This window comes from Paraburkholderia terricola, assembly GCF_900142195.1.
GTDB lineage: Bacteria > Pseudomonadota > Gammaproteobacteria > Burkholderiales > Burkholderiaceae > Paraburkholderia > Paraburkholderia terricola.
Window position 1 is genome coordinate 1 of the sequence record NZ_FRAB01000032.1, and the last position, 17,687, is coordinate 17,687.

Annotated in this window: 15 protein-coding genes; 2 read left to right on the top strand and 13 right to left on the bottom strand. The window is 62.8% G+C overall.

Annotation, left to right across the window (positions count from 1 at the left end):
* From BUE39_RS23410 to betC, 4 genes are all read right to left on the bottom strand, one after another.
* The coding region (locus BUE39_RS23410; RefSeq protein ID WP_143169517.1) for a transposase at positions 1–310 on the bottom strand (310 nt) is incomplete at its 3' end.
* A 42-nt stretch (positions 311–352) separates the two neighbouring features.
* Positions 353–1,501: a porin gene (locus BUE39_RS23415; RefSeq protein ID WP_073431103.1), complete on the bottom strand. Its 1,149-nt coding sequence runs from the start codon at positions 1,499–1,501 to the stop codon at positions 353–355.
* Positions 1,502–1,769: 268 nt separating this feature from the next.
* Positions 1,770–2,723: a choline ABC transporter substrate-binding protein gene (locus BUE39_RS23420; RefSeq protein WP_090518820.1), complete on the bottom strand. Its 954-nt coding sequence runs from the start codon at positions 2,721–2,723 to the stop codon at positions 1,770–1,772.
* Between the two features lie 62 nt (positions 2,724–2,785).
* Positions 2,786–4,324: a choline-sulfatase gene (gene betC / locus BUE39_RS23425; RefSeq protein WP_073431104.1), complete on the bottom strand. Its 1,539-nt coding sequence runs from the start codon at positions 4,322–4,324 to the stop codon at positions 2,786–2,788.
* A gap of 156 nt (positions 4,325–4,480) precedes the next feature.
* Between betC and BUE39_RS23430 the strand changes: the two genes are divergently transcribed.
* Together BUE39_RS23430 and purU are read left to right on the top strand one after the other, a co-directional pair.
* On the top strand, positions 4,481–5,395 hold the full coding sequence (locus tag BUE39_RS23430) for a choline sulfate utilization transcriptional regulator (protein WP_073431105.1): 915 nt from the start codon (positions 4,481–4,483) through the stop codon (positions 5,393–5,395).
* 126 nt (positions 5,396–5,521) lie between these two features.
* Positions 5,522–6,397, top strand: a complete 876-nt coding sequence (gene purU, locus BUE39_RS23435) for a formyltetrahydrofolate deformylase (RefSeq protein WP_073431106.1) — start codon at positions 5,522–5,524, stop codon at positions 6,395–6,397.
* A gap of 94 nt (positions 6,398–6,491) precedes the next feature.
* On the opposite strand, the gene BUE39_RS23440 is transcribed toward purU, so the two are convergent.
* From BUE39_RS23440 to BUE39_RS23480, 9 genes are all read right to left on the bottom strand, one after another.
* Positions 6,492–7,349 (bottom strand): glycine betaine ABC transporter substrate-binding protein, encoded by an 858-nt coding sequence (locus BUE39_RS23440; RefSeq protein WP_073431160.1) that lies wholly within the window; start codon positions 7,347–7,349, stop codon positions 6,492–6,494.
* 138 nt (positions 7,350–7,487) lie between these two features.
* Positions 7,488–8,726 (bottom strand): FAD-binding oxidoreductase, encoded by a 1,239-nt coding sequence (locus BUE39_RS23445; RefSeq protein WP_073431107.1) that lies wholly within the window; start codon positions 8,724–8,726, stop codon positions 7,488–7,490.
* Between the two features lie 33 nt (positions 8,727–8,759).
* On the bottom strand, positions 8,760–10,073 hold the full coding sequence (locus BUE39_RS23450) for an aromatic ring-hydroxylating oxygenase subunit alpha (RefSeq protein WP_073431108.1): 1,314 nt from the start codon (positions 10,071–10,073) through the stop codon (positions 8,760–8,762).
* A 73-nt stretch (positions 10,074–10,146) separates the two neighbouring features.
* Positions 10,147–10,932 (bottom strand): drug:proton antiporter, encoded by a 786-nt coding sequence (locus tag BUE39_RS23455; protein WP_073431109.1) that lies wholly within the window; start codon positions 10,930–10,932, stop codon positions 10,147–10,149.
* On the bottom strand, positions 10,929–12,113 hold the full coding sequence (locus BUE39_RS23460) for an electron transfer flavoprotein subunit alpha/FixB family protein (protein WP_073431110.1): 1,185 nt from the start codon (positions 12,111–12,113) through the stop codon (positions 10,929–10,931). The genes BUE39_RS23455 and BUE39_RS23460 overlap by 4 nt, the downstream gene beginning before the upstream one ends.
* Before the next feature lie 4 nt (positions 12,114–12,117).
* Positions 12,118–14,031 (bottom strand): (Fe-S)-binding protein, encoded by a 1,914-nt coding sequence (locus tag BUE39_RS23465; protein ID WP_073431111.1) that lies wholly within the window; start codon positions 14,029–14,031, stop codon positions 12,118–12,120.
* Between the two features lie 2 nt (positions 14,032–14,033).
* Positions 14,034–16,097: an NADH:flavin oxidoreductase gene (locus tag BUE39_RS23470; RefSeq protein WP_073431112.1), complete on the bottom strand. Its 2,064-nt coding sequence runs from the start codon at positions 16,095–16,097 to the stop codon at positions 14,034–14,036.
* 35 nt (positions 16,098–16,132) lie between these two features.
* Positions 16,133–16,669 (bottom strand): DUF5943 domain-containing protein, encoded by a 537-nt coding sequence (locus BUE39_RS23475; protein WP_073431113.1) that lies wholly within the window; start codon positions 16,667–16,669, stop codon positions 16,133–16,135.
* 44 nt (positions 16,670–16,713) lie between these two features.
* Positions 16,714–17,685: a dipeptidase gene (locus BUE39_RS23480; RefSeq protein ID WP_073431114.1), complete on the bottom strand. Its 972-nt coding sequence runs from the start codon at positions 17,683–17,685 to the stop codon at positions 16,714–16,716.
* Positions 17,686–17,687 lie beyond the last annotated feature (2 nt).

Genomic DNA, 17,687 nt, shown 5'->3' on the forward strand with positions numbered 1-17,687 from the left:
CCGCGCTGGGTTGACCACGACGCTCCTGCGCGATCCGGATGATCGAACGCAGGTCATTCACCATGGCCTCGAAACAGCCGGCCTGAATCCAGCGCTGCGTCTGCTGGTAGACCAGTTCCCAAGGTGGAAAGTCATTGGGCAACAAACGCCACGGTGCACCCGCGCGTACGATCCAGCGCAGCGCGTTGAACATCTCGCGCAGTTCGTAGCGGCGCTGCGGTGCGTCCTTGTTCATCAAGGTCAGGTACGGAGCGGCGAAGTACCACTCTTCATCCGATACATCCGTTGGGTATGGCCTGCGTTTTTTCATTCTGCCAGGATACCAGGTCTGACAAAAAGTGCCTAACACCCTCTAGAACGCGTGCTTCATGCCGATCCGCACGTCGGACTGCGTGTTCGACGTGGACGGCGCGAAGCTATAGCCGATCACCGCGTTCACGCCATCGGACGCGCGCAGATAGTCGCCGGAAATATATACGTCCGTGCGTTTGGACAACAGGTAATGCAGGCCCAGCGATCCCTGATTCCAGTGATTGCCTTCAAAGCGCGTGTGCTGATAACCGCCGTACAACGCGAGCGCCGGCGTGAAGTTGTACGATGCGCCGCCCTCATAAACCTGCATATGCGAGGTCTGACCCAGACCCTTGATGGTCGTATACGTGAAGTCGCCGGTCAGCATCAGCTTGCCGATCGTATAGGCGGCGCCAATGCCGAACGCGCCTTGCTTATCGACCGGAAAGGATGACGAGCTATACAGATCCGTCACCGCGCCGGTTGCCGGATCGACGGAAACAGTCGGCCGGCCGAGGAAACTGCGCGTGCCGATCATCGCATACGGATCGAACGCATAGATGCCGTACGGGTTGTTCAACTGCGTATAAGCGGTGCCGATGTTGAACGCGCCGTGCTCGTAACGTGCGCCCACGCTCCACGCGCTTTTCTGATGGAAGTCGCCCGCCGTATTGCCGAACGAATACATGCCGCCGAAACTGAAGCCCGAGAAATCGCTCGACAGGAACTTGACCGAATTCGGCAGACGGTCGCCGTTCATGCGGTCGAAGTCGCCCTGGTGGATCGCGTAGCCGCTCGCCCATGCGGAGATGTTGTACAGATAGACGAACTCCTCGGTCATGTCGAGCTGATTGCCGAACGACAGCGTGCCCCACGAGTTCTTCAGGCCGACATAAGCCTGGCGTCCGAATTCGGCGCCGCCGAATCCAAGCTGGCCGTTGCCCAGGTGAAAACCCGATTCGAGCACGAACACGGCTTGCAAGCCGCCGCCGAGATCTTCCACGCCCTTGAAGCCGATCCGGTTGCCGTACGAAATGCCGTCATCGAATTTGAACTGGTGGGCGCCGCCTGCGTTGTTCACGTAAGTGATGCCGGCGTCCAGAATGCCGTACAGCGTGACGCTGCTTTGCGCATGAACAGCCGTGGGCGCGAATGCGGCGCTGGCCGCGAGAGCGAGTCCCGAAAGACTGGCGGCATTTCTCTTCTTCATCTAGATTCTCCCCTGCTCTTTGCCTGCGTATTTCGTTGGATGAAGCGATCCTTGCCGGGCGTTGTATTCGACGCGCGGCGTTTCTCGCATGAGGGCAGTTCGAAACCGGCTGGGACTGACTGAAACGGAGTGGAGCTGGCGTCGAGGCAGTCAATCCGCATGGCTTGCCTGCCTCGACGGGTCAAGAATACGAGTCCAGATTTATGGCGAATCAACCGCATGCGACATGAATCTGTCGCCTGGCGACCTTGCCGCCACGAATGCCGCTTTATTTCACGCCGAGGGCGGTTTGCACCGCTTGCAAGCCATTCGCGCCGCTAGCCGTGTTAACTCCGTCGAGCCACGACTTCAACAGTTCCGGGTGACGCTTGAGCGCTTCGGTGGCCGCGACGTCGACGCCTGTTTTCTTTTCCAGTACTTCGGTGATTACGCCGTTTTCCAGATCGACATTGAACGTAAGCTGTTTGAAAAGGCGCCCCACATTCGGGCATTGCGCGGCATAACCGCTGCGCACCACCGTATTGACCGTGGCGCCGCCGTAATTCGGCCCGAAGTACTTGTCGCCGCCGTCGAGATAGGTCAGCTTGAACTTTGTGTTCATCAGATGCGGCTCCCAGGCGAGGAACACGATCCACTTCTTCTCGCGCACCGCGCGCTCCACCTGCGTGAGCATGCCGGTCTCGCTCGATTCGACGACCTTCCAGTTGCCGAGGCCGAACGCCTTGTCGTCGACCATCTTCTTGATGTTCTGGTTGGCCGGCGCGCCCGGTTCGATGCCATAGATCTTATTGTCGAACTTGTCGGCGTTCTTCGCGAGGTCCGCGAACGAGTGGACACCGGCAGCCGCCACGTAATCGGGCACCGCGAGCGTGAACTTCGCGTTCGTGAGATTCGGATGCACGACCTCGATCGATTTCTCTTCCTCGAACGGCTTGACGACCGGCGCCTGCGCCGGCATCCAGTTGCCGAGGAACACGTCGATCTGCCCTTTCTTCAAGCCCTGATAGGTGATCGGCACCGACAGGTTCGCCACCTTCTGCGTGTAGCCGAGCGCCTTGAGTACGACACCGGTCATCGCATTGGTCGCGTCGATGTCGGTCCAGCCCGGCCCCGCCATGTTGACCTGCGTGCACGACTGCGGCTCCGCGGCCGAAGCAAGAGTGGCCGCGGCGCAGAAGAGCGCGGCGCCGGATACGGCCTGTTTCAAGAGCTTTTTCATCATGTCGGCTTCCTGTAGGTAGGTGAATCATGAGCGGGATATCGAGCGGAACACCGGGCGGCAAACTAGTGCGCGACGGCGGGAAAGCGCGCCATCGCTTCCAGCGTATCGAGATCGATGTGGTTGCGCATGTAGCGCTGGCTCGCATCCACCAGCGGCTGCCAGTCCCACGACGCAACCGTGCCCTGCGTCGTGGCCGCGAAATGAAAGTGACGGCGGCGCTGGCTTTTCAGAACCTCCTCGTGCAACGCGGCGAGATCCCAGCGTCGCGCGATCTCCTCGCGCAGCGCCGCCACTAGCAGCGCGTATTCGGCGCGCGCGGCAAGGTTCTCGCGCTCGAACGGGTCCGCCGCGACGTCGTATAGCTGATCGGGATCGGCCGGCGTGTGGATGAACTTGAACTGCCCGCGCCGCAGCATCACGATCGGCGCTATCGCGCCTTCGGCCAGATATTCGCCGATCGCCTCGTCGTGACCGCCACCGGCGCCGCGCAGATGCGGCATGAGGCTTTGTCCGTCGAGCGAATCCGGCCACACGGCGGGCAACTCGCCACGCGCCAATTCGACGAGCGTGGGCAACAGATCGAGATGCGATACGGACGCCTTCACGCGATGCGCGTCGAACTGCTGCGGCGCATGCACGATCAGCGGCACGCGGCAGCCGCCTTCGAAGAACGTCATCTTGTACCAAAGGCCGCGCTCGCCGAGCATCTCGCCGTGGTCCGATGTCACGACGATCACGGTGTCCTGAGCGAGGCCCGTCTGTTCGAGTGCATCGAGGATCGCGCCGAACTGATCGTCGACATAGGAAATCGCGCCGTAATAAGCGCGGCGCGCATTGCGGATCTGCTGGTCGGTCGGCGGCGTGCGGTCGGTTTGAGAGACGTGCCGCAAGCGCTTCGAATGCGGATCGGCTTCGTCGAACGAATCGCGATACGCGGGCATGTCGATGCATTCGTCGGGGTACATGTCCCAGTACTTTTGCGGAACCGCGTACGGGTCGTGCGGGTGCGTGAGCGAGGCGACCAGACAGAACGGCCTCGCGTCTTTGCCGGCATGACGCTCGCGCGCGATGTCGAAGAGCTTTTGCCGGGTCGTGAACGTGACTTCGTCGTCGAAGTCGAGTTGATTGGTGCGCACGCACGGACCCGCGTCGATCACTGAACTCATGTTGTGATACCACGTCGGGCGCGTTTCGAAATCGTCCCAGTTGGGCGTCCAGCCGAAATCGGCGGGATAGATGTCGGTCGTGAGCCGTTCCTCGAAACCGTGCAATTGATCGGCGCCGCAGAAATGCATTTTTCCGGACAGGATCGTGCGATATCCTTCCGCCCGAAGATAATGCGCGAACGTCAGTGTTTGCGACGGAAATTCCGCTGCGTTGTCGTAAGCGCCAATCGCGGACGGCAGCTTGCCCGACAAAAAGGAAAAGCGCGACGGCGCGCACAACGGACTCGCGCAATACGCCGACTCGAACACCACGCCCTGCTTCGCGAGGCGATCGAGATTGGGAGTTTTCGTCAGACGATGCCCATAAGCGGCAAGCGCGAAAGGCGTCATCTGGTCGGCCATGAGAATAAGAATATTCTTTTTGGTGTCAAGCATTGGAACGTGCCTCGAATAGAATCGCAAATGTTGGAGCAAATGTTGGTGCAAATGGCATTGCAAGCGGATGAATCAGGCCGGGCAGCAACAGCACTATTGCCGTCCAATTCGCCGCTGTGAAGACGGCAAATCGTTATGTGCCTATAAGGGGGCGTTATGTCGAGGCAGGATCGCTTGCCGCCGATGCAGGCGTTGACGATGTTCGAATCGGCCGCGCGGCTCGCCAGCTTCACGGCGGCCGCTCGCGAGTTGGGTTCGACGCAGCCGGCGGTCAGTCAGCGCGTCGTGCAGCTCGAAGAAGCGCTCGGCGCGCCGCTCTTCGAGCGCGGCCACCGCGGCGTCACGCTGACCGAGGACGGCGTGCGTCTCTTCGAAGCCGTGCACGACGCGCTGGACACGATCCGCGCAGCCACCGCCGAGATTCGCGCGCGGCGCACGCCGCAAACGCTCACGCTCTCCACCGATTTCGGCTTCGCCACGTATTGGCTGATGCCGCGCCTGTCGCAATTCAAGGCGTTGATGCCGGACGTCGACGTGAAGATCATCACCTCGCAGAATGTGTTCGACCCATCGCACGAGCAGTCCGACATTGCGATTGCATTCGGCGACGAGGATGCGGATTGGACCGCGCGCGGCGTGGTCAAGCTGTTTCCCGAACGCGTGACGCCCGTGTGCAGCCCCGCGTTTGTCGCGGCGCATCCGTCGTTGCGCACCCCCGCGGACTTGACGAATCTGCCGCTGCTGCATCTCGAACCCACTCAGCCGGCGCGCTGGCTTTCATGGGCCGACTGGTTCGCCGCGCACAGCCTCGACGCGCCCGCCGCGCATCGCGGCATCACGTTCAACAGCTACACGTTGGTCGCTCACGCCGCGATCATGGGTCAGGGCGTCGCGCTCGGCTGGGCGCCGCTCGTCGACGAACTCCTCGCTACCGGGCAACTGGTCGAACTGTTCGATACGCCGCTCGTCACCGGGCGCGGCTATCTGCTCGTCACGCAGCGCACGGCCACGCCGGTCATCAGCGCGTTTCGCCAATGGCTGCTGGGCGAATGCGGACTCGACGCCGAATGAGCGCCTGACGTTCCCATTCCAGCGCGACGGCGGTTAGCTTCTATCCGCGCGTCCGGTGGATTTGCTCTACTGCGATGATGCATGCCGCGCCCCGCGGCGTCGCCTTATCGTCTATGTGGAGAGCGCATGTCCGCCGATTCCCGTCCCGATCAACTGGTTCTCACCGTCGCGTGTCCGAGCGCGGCGGGCCAGGTTGCCGCCGTTGTCGGCTTTCTCGACCGGCATCATTGCTATATCGACGAACTGACCGTTTTCGACGACGACCTCAGCGAACGCTTCTTCGTGCGTTGCGTGTTTCATGGCGTCGAGAGCAAGGAGAGCCTGGACATCGCGGCGCTCGAGCGTGAATTCACCGTCATCGCCGAGCGCTTTCAGATGACATGGGCCATGCACGATGTCGGCACGCGGCCGAAGGTGCTCATCATGGTGTCGAAACTCGAACACTGTCTCGCCGACCTGCTATTCCGCTGGCGCATGGGCGAGTTGAAGATGGACATCGTCGGCATCGGCTCGAATCATCGCGACCTCGAACCGCTTGCGCAGCAGCACGGCCTGCCGTTCCATCATCTGCCGATCACCGCCGACACCAAGCCGCAACAGGAGGCGCGCCTGCTCGATCTGTTCGAGACCTCGGGCGCTGAATTGATGATTCTCGCGCGCTACATGCAGATTCTTTCCGGCGAAACGAGCCGCGCGCTCGCGGCGCGCGCGATCAATATCCATCATTCGTTCCTGCCCGGCTTCAAGGGTGCGAAGCCTTATCACCAGGCGCATGCGCGCGGCGTGAAGCTGATCGGCGCAACCGCGCATTTCGTGACCGACGATCTCGACGAAGGCCCGATCATCGAGCAGGTGGTGGAGCGCGTCGATCATGCTTACGGCCCGGAGCGGCTGCTTGCCACGGGACGCGACGTCGAATGCATCACGCTGGCGCGAGCGGTGAAGGCGTTTATCGAGCGGCGCGTGTTTATCAACGGCGATCGAACCGTCGTGCTGCAATAAGCAGAGAATAGGCAAAAACGCCGCTAAAAAGCGGCGTTTTCTTTAGAAGTTGCCGCTCTGACAAAGCGGCAACCGTTTCACAAGAGCAGAGCGATCACTTCACCCAGCTATCCACGCGATCGCCATGCGCGCTGATCCATGCATCGGCGGCGGCGGTCGGCTTCTCGCCGTTTTGCGTCGCCAGCATCACGCTGTCGATCTCGCCCGGCTTCCATTGAAACTTCTTCAGGAACGCGACGACGGGCGGCGCTTTCTTTTCGAGTTCCGGATTCACGACGCTATCCACGTGCTCCGCTTCACCGAATACTTTCTTCGGGTCTTCGAGGAATTTGAGCTTGTACTTCGCGAACATCCAGTGCGGTTTCCAGCCGGTCACGATGATCGGCTTGCTCGCCGCTTCCGAGCGTGCCAGTTCGGCGGTCATCGCGCTACCCGAACTCGGCATCAACGTATAGTTCAGCCCATACGCCTTGATCGCTTCGCTGGTTTTCTGCATCACGCCCGCGCCCGCGTCGATACCGACAATGCGCGCGCCGAATTCCGCCTTCTTCGCTTCCAGATCGCCCACGGTCTTCACGTCGGCATTCTCCGGCACGATCAAGCCGATCTTCGCGTCGTTGAAGTTCGGGCCGAGGTCGACCACCTTCTCCTTGAAGTTATTCCAGTACGCACCGTGCGTGACCGGCAGCCACGCGGAGAGCGTCGCGTCCAGATCGCCGCGCGCCACGCCTTGCCACATCACGCCGGCCGCGACCGGCACGAGTTGCACCTGATAACCGAGGCGTTTTTCGATCACGCGCGCGGCCACGTTGGACGTCGCCACGCTGTCGTCCCAGCCTTCCACGTAACCGATCTTGATGGTCGGCTTCGTATCGGCCGACACGCTAACGCTGCTTGCCGCCAGCGCCGCGCTCAAGGTACTCAACACCAATATCTTTTTGATCAGTCTCATCGCCATCTCCCGTTCGCCGTCCAAAAAACAACCCATTGAGCATTTAGAATCGCCAGCCAGAAAGGCCGGGTAACGTTGTTTTCCGACATGCAGTTGTCCGCATGCGACCTCGCCCGAAATCCGGGTCCGATTCTTGTCTTACTTATCGACGACGAGATCACTGAGCGGCTTGCTGCAGCACAGCAGCACCATGCCCTGGTCGATCTCACGCTGACGAATCCCGCCCGCGTGTTTCATCGCGACTTCACCCGACACCAGCTTCACCTTGCACGTGCCGCACATGCCCTGCGTGCACGATGCGGGCAGCCGAACGCCGGCTTTCTTCGCCGCATCCAGTACATGCTGACCGCTGCCGCATTCGATCTCGCGATGGCTTTTGGCAAAGCTCACCTTGAATTTCGTGTCCGTCGACTCGACCGGCGCGGGCGCAAAACCCGGCGCCTCTGCGCGCATTTCGGCAAAGCTCTCCGCGGTAGCGGGAACCGTGGCACTGGCTGTCTGCAACGCATCCGCGACATGCGCGGTCGTCAATTCGGCGGCGACCTCGCTCACCGTCTCGAACGAAAAGCTTTCCTCGTGATAATGGCTGCGATCGAATCCGCCCTCGTCCAGCAAATTGCGCACGGCCTGCATATACGGCGCGGGCCCGCAAGTGAAGATCTCGCGTTCGAGGAAATCCGGCGCGATCAGCTTGAGCAGCGGCAGCGTAAGAAAGCCGGTCACGCCAGGCCAATTCGTGCGCGCGCCGAGCCGTTCGCACACGAACGCCGTGCGGAAATGCGCCTGATTCGAGGCAATCAGATCGAGCTCGCGCGCGAAAATGATGTCGTCCGGCGTGCGCGCGCTGTGCACGAATACGATGTCGCTGTCCTGACCCAGTTCGTGATGCGCGCGGCTCATCGACATCAACGGCGTGATACCCGAGCCCGCCGACAAAAACAGAAACTTGCGCGCCGGATGCCGCGCGCAGGTGAATTCGCCGGAAGGCCCAAGCACGCGTACCTGCGAACCCGCATGCAGGTTGTCGTGCAGCCAGTTCGACACCTTGCCGCCCGGCACCCGCTTCACGGTGATCGAAATCGTATGCGGTCGCGTTGGCGGCGACGAAATCGTGTAGCAGCGATTCACCGCCTCGCCGTCGATCTCCAGTTCGAGCGTGATGAACTGCCCCGGCTCGAACACGAACGCGCGTTCCGACGGCGCGCGAAAGAAAAAGCTTTTGACGTCGTGCGTTTCCTGGCGGACCTGGCAGCACACCAGCGTGTCGTCGGTATCGCTGTTCCAACGCGCCGGCAGCGTCTCCCAGAACCGCGGTTGCGTCACGCGGTTGGGAGCCGGCTCGGTCCTGAGCTGAAACGTCGCCTGATCGCGCATCATTGTTTTCTCCCGCTCCTGGTTGCGGTATTGCGCTCAGCGCTTGAACGACACGACTTTTTCGCCGTGCGGTAGCGGCGCGGTACTGCCCGCGTCGCTGGTTTGGGGTGCGTTGTCGTAATCGGCAATGCGGCCGATGTACCACTCGCAGAACTTCTCGACCAGGCCCTCGGTGAACGGCGAATACGGACCCGGCTCGTAGGCGCTGCTCGTCGCGCCGCGCTGTGAGTATTCGACGAGCGCGCGGTCCTGATCGTTCGTCGCGCGCCACACGGCCGTGAGGTTGTTCACGTCGTAGTCGATGCCCTCGCGCGCGTCCTTGTGCACGAGCCACTTGGTGCGCACGAGCGTCTTGCCGGCGGACAGCGGAATCACCGAGAAGCTCACGATATGGTCGCTCATGAAGTGATGCCATGAATTCGGCTGCGTCCAGAACGACAGGCCGCCGAGGTCGGCTTGCTCGAAACCGCCGAGCAGTTTCTTCGAGGCGACTTTCGCGTCGAGTGTCTGCGATTCGCCGTCGCGATCGAGCGGCAAGCGTTGCGTGCGGAAACCCGTGACGAGATCGGCGAGCCGTTCGATTTCCGCCGAAGGCAGATTCATCGCCTCCCACTGCGCGGTGCGGCGCGCCACGGTTTCCTCGAACGCGGCCATGCCTTCCTCGTTGGCCGGCGTGCGCTGATAGCCGAAGCCGTATTCATAGAGCGAAATCGTCAACTCGGGATGGTTCGCGACGCAGTGATAGCACTCGCGGTTGTTCTCCATCGTGAGCTTCCAGTTGCCTTCCTCGATGATGTCGATCGACGCCGCGATCTTGCAGCTCGGCAGATCGTGCGGCAGCAGATACGGTTCCATCGCGGCGCGCACCACGGCGAAGTCGGCCGGCGGATGTTCCGCGAGGCAAATGAAAATCAGGCCCGCGAGGTTTTCGAGGTGCACGGACTTCAGGCTGTGCTTGCAGCGGTCGAACTGATCGCCCATGTGCTCGGCGTACATCAGATCGCCGGTCAGGCTATACGTCCAGCTGTGATACGGGCAGACGATATTGCCGAGCGAACCTTTCTCGCTGTTGCACAGCCGCGACCCGCGGTGGCGGCAGACGTTGTGAAACGCCCTCACCTGCATGTCGTCGTCGCGCACGATCAGGATCGAATCGTGACCGATTTCCACCGTGATGTAGTCGCCCGGTTCCGGCACATCCGGCTCCACTGCGACCTGAATCCAGTGCTGGCGGAAGATCGCGTCCATGTCGAGCGCGAAAATATCCTCGCTCGTATAGAACGGCGCTTCCAGCGTGTGATTCTTCTTGCGGCGTTCGATCATTGCGCGAACGTCTGCGGAAACTTTCATTGTGTGCTCCGTTGCGTATCACGTCTGGTGCCGCGCCAGGCCCTCCTGGTCGCGCGCTGGCCTGAATGAGAAATCAGTAATCCACGAGTTGATGCTCGCGCAAATACGCGAGTATCACTTGTGCTTTTTCGACGGAACTCCCTTCAATTACGACGCTGCCGCCACGGCTTTCGGTCGTCGTTGCCGAGAGCATGCGGGCGTGGCCGGAGCGCTTTTCGGCGGCGGCGAGGCGCACCGGTTTGGCGCTGGCCGGGCGAACTGTCCAGGCGACGGAGTCGGGGTCGCGGGACTTGCTCTCACTACGCGTGGCGACCGGGCGGATCGTGCCTTCACGCAGCCGTGCATACGCATACTTCGGCACGGCGTTGGCCATCGGATGCACCGCGAGCAAGGCAGGCAGTTGCACCTCGACGCGCCGGCGCAAACCCTTCGGCATGAATTGCCGGACTTCGGCGCAACCGTCGCGCAAGGTCAGATCGACCGCCGCGCCGATGAGCGGCATCTCCAGCGCATGAGCGACGCGATACGGCAGCATGCCGCTGTCGAATGCGCCTTCGGCACGCGTGCCGGTCAGCACCAGGTCGTAACCTCGCAGACGCGCGGCAAGCGGCGCGGCGGCGTCGGCCTGAAATTCAGGCGTCGCCGGCAATTCGAGCACTTCGACCGAGCGCGCGCCGAGCGCGAGATATTCGTTGAGCGCCGGATTCGACGGATCGCCCGCGTGCAGCACGTCGAGCGTCGCGTTGTGCGCTTTCGCGAGCGAGAGCGCCATTGTCAGCGCGGCGGCGTCGTTGCGGCTGTAGCGCGCGGCGCCGCTCACCGGATGACGGCCCACGGAAACTAGTACGGCGATCTTCATGCGAGCGCTCCCTCGGCCGGTGCCGTCGAGTTCAATAAGGCCGCGCCGGTTCCGCGCGCCGTGCGCGCCGCGGATGCGGCTTCGTTCAGCGCGGCGATGGTTTCCTGGGCGTCGGCGATCACGGTGAGATTCGCGCGCTTGGCGATCGGCGCGCTGGCGTCGAGATTCACCGCGATCACGTGACGGCAATCCTTGATGCCTTGCAGATGCTGCACCGCGCCCGAAATGCCGAACGCGATATAGACGCTCGCCTCGACCGTCTTGCCCGTCGCGCCGATCTGCTTGTCGCGCGTGAACTTGCCGTCGTCCACGGCCACGCGGCTTGCGCCGATCGCCGCGCCCAAGGTGGACGCGAGACGCTCGAACGCGGGGACGTCGCTCACGCCGTTGCCCGCCGAGACGATGAAATCCGCTTCTTCGAGCGCCAGTTGCGCGGCGTCGATTTCCTCGATGCCGAGATCGCGCACGGCGCCTTTGGACGAAACCGGCTCGCCGTCGACGCGCCACACAACCCGCTCGCCCGCGCCGACAAACGGCAATTTCGGATCGACGGCGTTCGGCGCGAGCAGCACCACTTCGGGCAGCGAGCGCGCGGCGAAAGCGGTATTCGCCCGCACATAAGCCGCGACGTGCGTGGCATCGATCTCCACCACATGCGTTGCGACGCTCGCATTGGCGGCAGCCGCATAGCGGCGGCCGAGGTCGCCGTCGCCGGTCGCGTTGTCGGGCAGGAAAATATGGACCGGCGCATACGCCGCGACGCATGCGGCCAACGCGTTCAATTCGTCGATCGGCGCAAACTTGCGGCGGTCGAACATCGGCAATTCGATCAGCTTATCCACGCCGAGCATGCCGAGCGCGGCGGCCTCGCCGGTGAACTCGCCGAATACCAGCAGCACCACTTCGGTGGTTGTGTCAGCGATCAATGCGGCGGCGGCCAGCGTTTGACGCGCGTGGTCGTCCAATGCGCCGCGGTCCGCATGGGCGGCAACCAGCAACACGCGCTGCGGCGTCGCGCTCGTGCGGCGCGGCTTGGCCTGCTCGCGATGATGGCCCGCCGAGCCAGCCGCCGCGAAGTCCGCCGACCCGGCCACGCCGGTCGCACCGAGCGTGATGCGCCTGAGGCCATCCGCCGTGATGATGAACGGCCGACGCGGATCGATTCGTTTGAGAGTGTTCATCGCGTTACTCCAGCGCCGCTGCAACCAGTTCGGCAACGTCGAGCACTTCAGGACGCGGTCCGACCACGCCTTCGAGCATCGCCGTGCAATTCGGGCAACCCACCGCGACGATTTCCGCGCCGACCGTGCGAGCGTCGTCGATGCGAATGTCGGGAATGCGGCGCTTGCCGGGAATGTCGGTCAACGGCGCACCGCCGCCGCCGCCGCAGCAACGCCCGCGCATGCCGTTGCGCTCCATCTCGACCACCTTGATGCCGATGCTCTTCAGCAAGCGGCGCGGCGCTTCGGTCTCGCCGTTATAGCGGCCCAGGTAGCATGGATCGTGATAGGTGATCTTGCGTTCGGCCAACGCGGCCACCGCGCGCGGCGACAGTTTGCCGCTCGCGACCAGTTCGTCGATCAGCGCCGTGTGATGCTGCACTTCGTAGAAGCCGCCCAGCGCGCGATATTCGTTGCGCAGGCTGTGCAGCACGTGCGGGTCGGCGGTGACGATCTTGCGGAACGAGTACTGCGAAAGCGTGCCGATCAACTGCCGCGCGAGTTGCTGAAAGGTGGCTTCGTCGCCGAGACGCCGGGCCGTGTCGCCGGTATCGGTTTCCACGCCGCCGAGCACCGCGTAGTCGATGCCCGCGCGATTCAACACCTTGACCAGCGCGCGCAGCGTGCGCTGATAACGCATGTCGAACGCGCCTTCGCCGGCGATCAGCAAGACCTCTACGTGACGCCCCGGTTGCGCGACCTGCACTTGCAAATCGACCGCCCAGTCGTAGCGCGCGCCGATGTCGTAACCGTTCGCGCTGCCCGTCTCGCGCAGATTGGCGAGCGTGATCGGCCCCTTGCCCGGCACGTTGCCTTCGACCAGGGTCTGATTGCGCCGCATGTCCACGATCGCGTCGACGTGCTCGATCAGCATCGGGCACTCCTGCACGCAGGCGCGGCAAGTCGTGCACGACCACAGCGTATCCGCTTCGATCAGGCTGGAAATCAGCGGCTTGCCGGGCGCGCCGGCATGCTTGCCGAGCGGAATGCCGGGCGTGGGACTGCCTGCATAGTTGGCGTCCGTGCCGCCCACCATGCCCGTCACCAGATCCTGAATCAGCTTCTTCGGATTGAGCGGCTGGCCGGCGGCGAACGCGGGACACGCCGCCTCGCACTTGCCGCACTGCACGCACGCGTCGAAACTCAGCAACTGGTTCCAGCGAAACTCGACCGGCTTGCCAACGCCGTATTCCTTTGCGTCGAGGAGCGGCGCCTTTAGCGCGGTCGGCGGCACCACGTCGCTATCGTTGCGCTCGGCGAAACGCTCCTGGCGCGGATGAAACGCGAGGTGCAGCAGACCGGCGAGCGCATGCTTCATCGGGCCGCCGCGCGCCGCGCCGAACGTCATCGTGAACGCGCCCGCCGCGATCAGCAACGCGACGACGATCGCGAGCGCACCCGACATCGCCGAAGCCGGCAGCGCGACGAACAGCACGAGACCGAGCGCGAACGAACCGAGCAGCAGCGGCAGATGATCCCAGGGCCCGCGCGAAAGCCGTGCCGGCACCGCCTTCGCGCCATGTCGGCGACGCCAGACGAATACCGCGCCCACCAGCATCACGAGCGCGGCGAGGAAAATCAACCGGTCGAGCCACACGGAGTAAATCGCCAGCCCGTAGTTGACGAACACCAGCGCCATCGCGAGGATCGCGCCGCCCGCGGTGGCGACGTGCGTCCTGGCAATGTACGGGTCGCGCGCGACCACATGGTGCAGATCGACGAAGTAGCGCTTGGGAATCGACAGCAGATTCGCCCAGCCGTAGGCGCCCGCCGCCGTGGCGCGGCCTTCGCGCCAGTAAGCGGCGCGTTTGGCGAGCGCGAACGCGAGGCCGGCCACCGACAGCCACAGCAGGACGGTGATGACAAACACGGGGCTCATCGTCAGAAATCCTTGCAAAGACGCAGCGCGTCGTAGATCGCGCCGTGAATGTTGTGCATGGAAATGCAGTCGCCGACGCGGAACAGCAGGAAGCGGCCGTTGCCGAGTTCTTCGCTCAAGGACGGTTGCGGCTCCGAGGCGAACAGCTTGTGCACGTCCACCTGGCCGCGATTGACCGACTCGGGCTTGAGCGTCCAGTAAAGCTGGTCATTGGGCGTGCTGCCGTTCTCGATCACCACCTGATCGACCGCGCGCTCCTCCTGCTCTTCCGTGTACTCGTTGCGGATCACGGCGATCTTCTTGCCGTCTTCCTCGTAGACCTTGTCGAGCCAGTAATTCGGCGTATGAATCACGCCCTGCGCATAGAGCCGGCGATAGAAAATCGGGAACGTGGTGCCGCCCACGTCGTCGGCGACCTTCACGTCCGGCGTCACGATCTCGACGTTCGAGCCGCGGCTCGACATGAAATCGGCGACGCCCGCGCCGGCGTGCGTGCTCACCCCGTCGTACACGAGCACGTTCTTGCCCGGTTCGACCTTGCCCGACAGCACGTCCCACGAACTTACGGCAAGACCTTCCTCGACGCCCCATGCCGCCACTTGCGACGTGAACGACGAGCCGCCCGTCGCCAGCACGACGATGTCCGGCTGCTCGGCCATGATGGTTTTCTCGTCGGCGGCAACGCCGAGCCGACGATCGACGCCGAGGCGCTTCGTCTCCATATCGAACCAGCGCACGATGCCCGCCATCTGTTCGCGCTGCGGCGCTTTCGCGGCCAGCATGATCTGGCCGCCCACGTAGTCGTTCTTCTCGAACAGCACCACGTCATGACCGCGCGACTTCGCGACGCGCGCCGCTTCCAGTCCCGCCGGACCCGCGCCGACCACGACGACCTTGCGCTTCGGCCCGCGCGTCTTCGCGATCACGTGCGGCATGGTTTCCTCGCGCGAGGTCGCGGCGTTCTGCACGCACAGCACGTCGAGCCCGTTGTACTGACGGTCGATGCAATAATTCGCGCCGACGCACTGCTTGATTTCGTCCTCGCGGCCATCGCGGATCTTGATGACCATGTGCGGATCGGCGATCTGCGCGCGCGTCATGCCGACCAGATCGACCATGCCGCCCGCCAGCAGACGTTCCGCCTGCCCCGCGTCGCGAATGCTTTGCGCGTGCATGACCGGCACCTTCACCACCGACTTGATGCCGGCCGCGAGATGCACGAACGGTTCGGGCGGCAGCGCCATCGGCGGCATGCAGTTCGCGAGCGTATTGTGCGTGTCCGCGCCCGAGCCGATCACGCCGAGGTAGTCGATCAGGCCCGTTTCGCTCATGGCCTGGGCGATTTCCTTCAACTGCTCATGATCGAGCCCGTCTTCATGAAACTCGTCGCCGCACATGCGCAAACCGATGCAGAAATCCGCGCCCACCGCTTCGCGCACCGCCTTCAATACTTCAGTGCCGAAACGTAGACGGTTTTCGAGCGAGCCGCCCCATTCGTCGGTGCGGAAATTCGTGCGCGGGCTCCAGAACTGGTCGATCAGGTGCTGGTGCGCCGCCGAGATTTCGACGCCGTCCATGCCGGCATCTTTCACGCGCTTCGCGGCCGCCGCGAAATCGCTGATGATGCGGCGAATCTCCTCCACTTCGATGATCTTCGCGTTGCCGCGGTGCACCGGCTCGCGCACGCCGGAAGGCGACATCAGATGCGGCCAATGCTCGCCATGAAACGCCGAACGGCGGCCCATGTGCGTGGCCTGAATCATGATCTTCGCGCCATGCCGATGCATCGCCTCGGCGAGCCGCGCGAGCGGATCGATGATCTTGTCGGTGGACAGATTCACCGACTTCCACCAGCCTTGCGGGCTGTCGATCGACACCGGGCTCGAACCGCCGCAGACGGCGAGGCCGACACCGCCCTTCGCCTTCTCCTCGTAGTAACGGATATAACGGTCGCCGGGCAAGCCGCCCGGTTCCGCATAGACCTCCGCGTGCGCGGTGCTGACGATGCGGTTGCGCAAGGTCAACTGGTTCAGCGTGAGAGGCTTGAAAAGGTTCGGGTAACGCATCGCGATCGACCTCGGAATGGATAGGCTCAGGCGTGTTACGAAGCGAGCGGCGACACTTCGAATACGCAATGATCGTGGCCTTCAGCCGCGCATTGCGCTTCCCGCGAATACGAAGGCGGGCCCTTGCGCGCGGCATCCGGCGCGGTGTCGTTGACCCAATCCATCGCGCCCGCGAACCAGCCGGCGAACATGTAGCAAAGCTTGCCTTCCTTGCCCGGCTGCGCGAGCACGAACGACGAATGATGCAATTCGATGCGCGCACGCGAGCTCGACGGATCGGATTCGGTGATCCTGAAGATGCCCCAGCCGCGTTGCGACAGACGGTTCAGGTAATGCTCGAACACCGCCATGCCGGAAATGCCGTGCTGTTTCGCTTCCTTGTCGCACCAGAAATAGGCGGACTTGTAGCCGGCCTTGTAGAGAATCTCGGCATACGTGTCGCGGCCCAGCGCTTCTTCGACGGCGGTGTGATTGTTCGTGAAGAAATGACGCGGCACGTACAGCATCGGCAGCGCGTCGGTGGTCCAGACGCCGGTATTCGGGTCGACGTCGATAGGCAGTTGGGGTTGCATGTGGAGACTCCGTTTTTTATAGAGTGAGGTTCGTTGAGTGGCGCTCAGACTGTCCAGACTTCACCGAACACCCGCACCCAGTTTTCACCCATGATCTTCCTGATGCGCGTCTCGCTCCAACCGGCGCGCTCCATCGCGGCCGTGAGATTCGGGAACTCGCCGATCGTGCGAATGCCCTCCGGATTCACGACCTTGCCGAAGTTGGTCAGTTGGCGATAGCGGCCCTTGTCGTGCGTGATCCAGTCGAAGAACTCGGTGCTGTAGCCTTGCGTGAAGTCCGTGCCGATGCCGACCTGATCTTCGCCGATCAGATTCACCACGTACTCGATTGCCTCGATATAGTCTTCGACGGTCGCATCCGCGCCGCGCTTCAGGAACGGCGCGAACATCGTCACGCCGACGAAGCCGCCCGCATCGGCAATCTCTTTCAGTTGCTCGTCGCTCTTGTTGCGCGGATGTTCTTTCAATCCCGACGGGCAGCAATGCGAGTAGCACACCGGCTTGTTCGAAGCCGCGATCGCTTCCGAGGACGTCTTGCCGCCCACGTGCGAAAGATCGACCATGATGCCGACGCGGTTCATCTCCTGAATCACTTCGCGGCCATAGCCGGACAGACCGCCGTCGCGTTCATAGCAGCCGGTGCCCACCAGGTTTTGCGTGTTGTAGCAAAGCTGCACCACGTTCACGCCGAGATCCTTGAAGGCTTCGATATAGCCGAGGTTGTCCTCGAAAGCGTGCGCGTTCTGGAAGCCGAAAATGATGCCCGTCTTGTTCTCTTTCTTCGCGCGGAAGATGTCGTCGGTGGTACGCACCAGCGTCAGAATCTCTCCGTATTCGCGGATTTGCTGCTTCATCTCGGCGATGTTGTCGACCGTCTTCTGGAAGCTTTCCCAAACCGAGACCGTGCAGTTCACCGCGGTGACGCCGCCCTTGCGCATGTCCTCGAACACCGAGCGCTCGAACTTCGAAATGTTCAGACCGTCGATGATGATGCTGTTGTCGTGCAGAGTGCTCATCG

Bases quoted from the DNA above. Each gene is read 5' to 3' on its own strand.
- BUE39_RS23415 (WP_073431103.1), bottom strand. From the start codon at position 1,501: ATGAAGAAGAGAAATGCCGCCAGTCTTTCGGGACTCGCTCTCGCGGCC.
- BUE39_RS23420 (WP_090518820.1), bottom strand. From the start codon at position 2,723: ATGATGAAAAAGCTCTTGAAACAGGCCGTATCCGGCGCCGCGCTCTTC.
- betC (WP_073431104.1), bottom strand. From the start codon at position 4,324: ATGCTTGACACCAAAAAGAATATTCTTATTCTCATGGCCGACCAGATG.
- BUE39_RS23430 (WP_073431105.1), top strand. From the start codon at position 4,481: ATGTCGAGGCAGGATCGCTTGCCGCCGATGCAGGCGTTGACGATGTTC.
- purU (WP_073431106.1), top strand. From the start codon at position 5,522: ATGTCCGCCGATTCCCGTCCCGATCAACTGGTTCTCACCGTCGCGTGT.
- BUE39_RS23440 (WP_073431160.1), bottom strand. From the start codon at position 7,349: ATGAGACTGATCAAAAAGATATTGGTGTTGAGTACCTTGAGCGCGGCG.
- BUE39_RS23445 (WP_073431107.1), bottom strand. From the start codon at position 8,726: ATGATGCGCGATCAGGCGACGTTTCAGCTCAGGACCGAGCCGGCTCCC.
- BUE39_RS23450 (WP_073431108.1), bottom strand. From the start codon at position 10,073: ATGAAAGTTTCCGCAGACGTTCGCGCAATGATCGAACGCCGCAAGAAG.
- BUE39_RS23455 (WP_073431109.1), bottom strand. From the start codon at position 10,932: ATGAAGATCGCCGTACTAGTTTCCGTGGGCCGTCATCCGGTGAGCGGC.
- BUE39_RS23460 (WP_073431110.1), bottom strand. From the start codon at position 12,113: ATGAACACTCTCAAACGAATCGATCCGCGTCGGCCGTTCATCATCACG.
- BUE39_RS23465 (WP_073431111.1), bottom strand. From the start codon at position 14,031: ATGAGCCCCGTGTTTGTCATCACCGTCCTGCTGTGGCTGTCGGTGGCC.
- BUE39_RS23470 (WP_073431112.1), bottom strand. From the start codon at position 16,097: ATGCGTTACCCGAACCTTTTCAAGCCTCTCACGCTGAACCAGTTGACC.
- BUE39_RS23475 (WP_073431113.1), bottom strand. From the start codon at position 16,669: ATGCAACCCCAACTGCCTATCGACGTCGACCCGAATACCGGCGTCTGG.
- BUE39_RS23480 (WP_073431114.1), bottom strand. From the start codon at position 17,685: ATGAGCACTCTGCACGACAACAGCATCATCATCGACGGTCTGAACATT.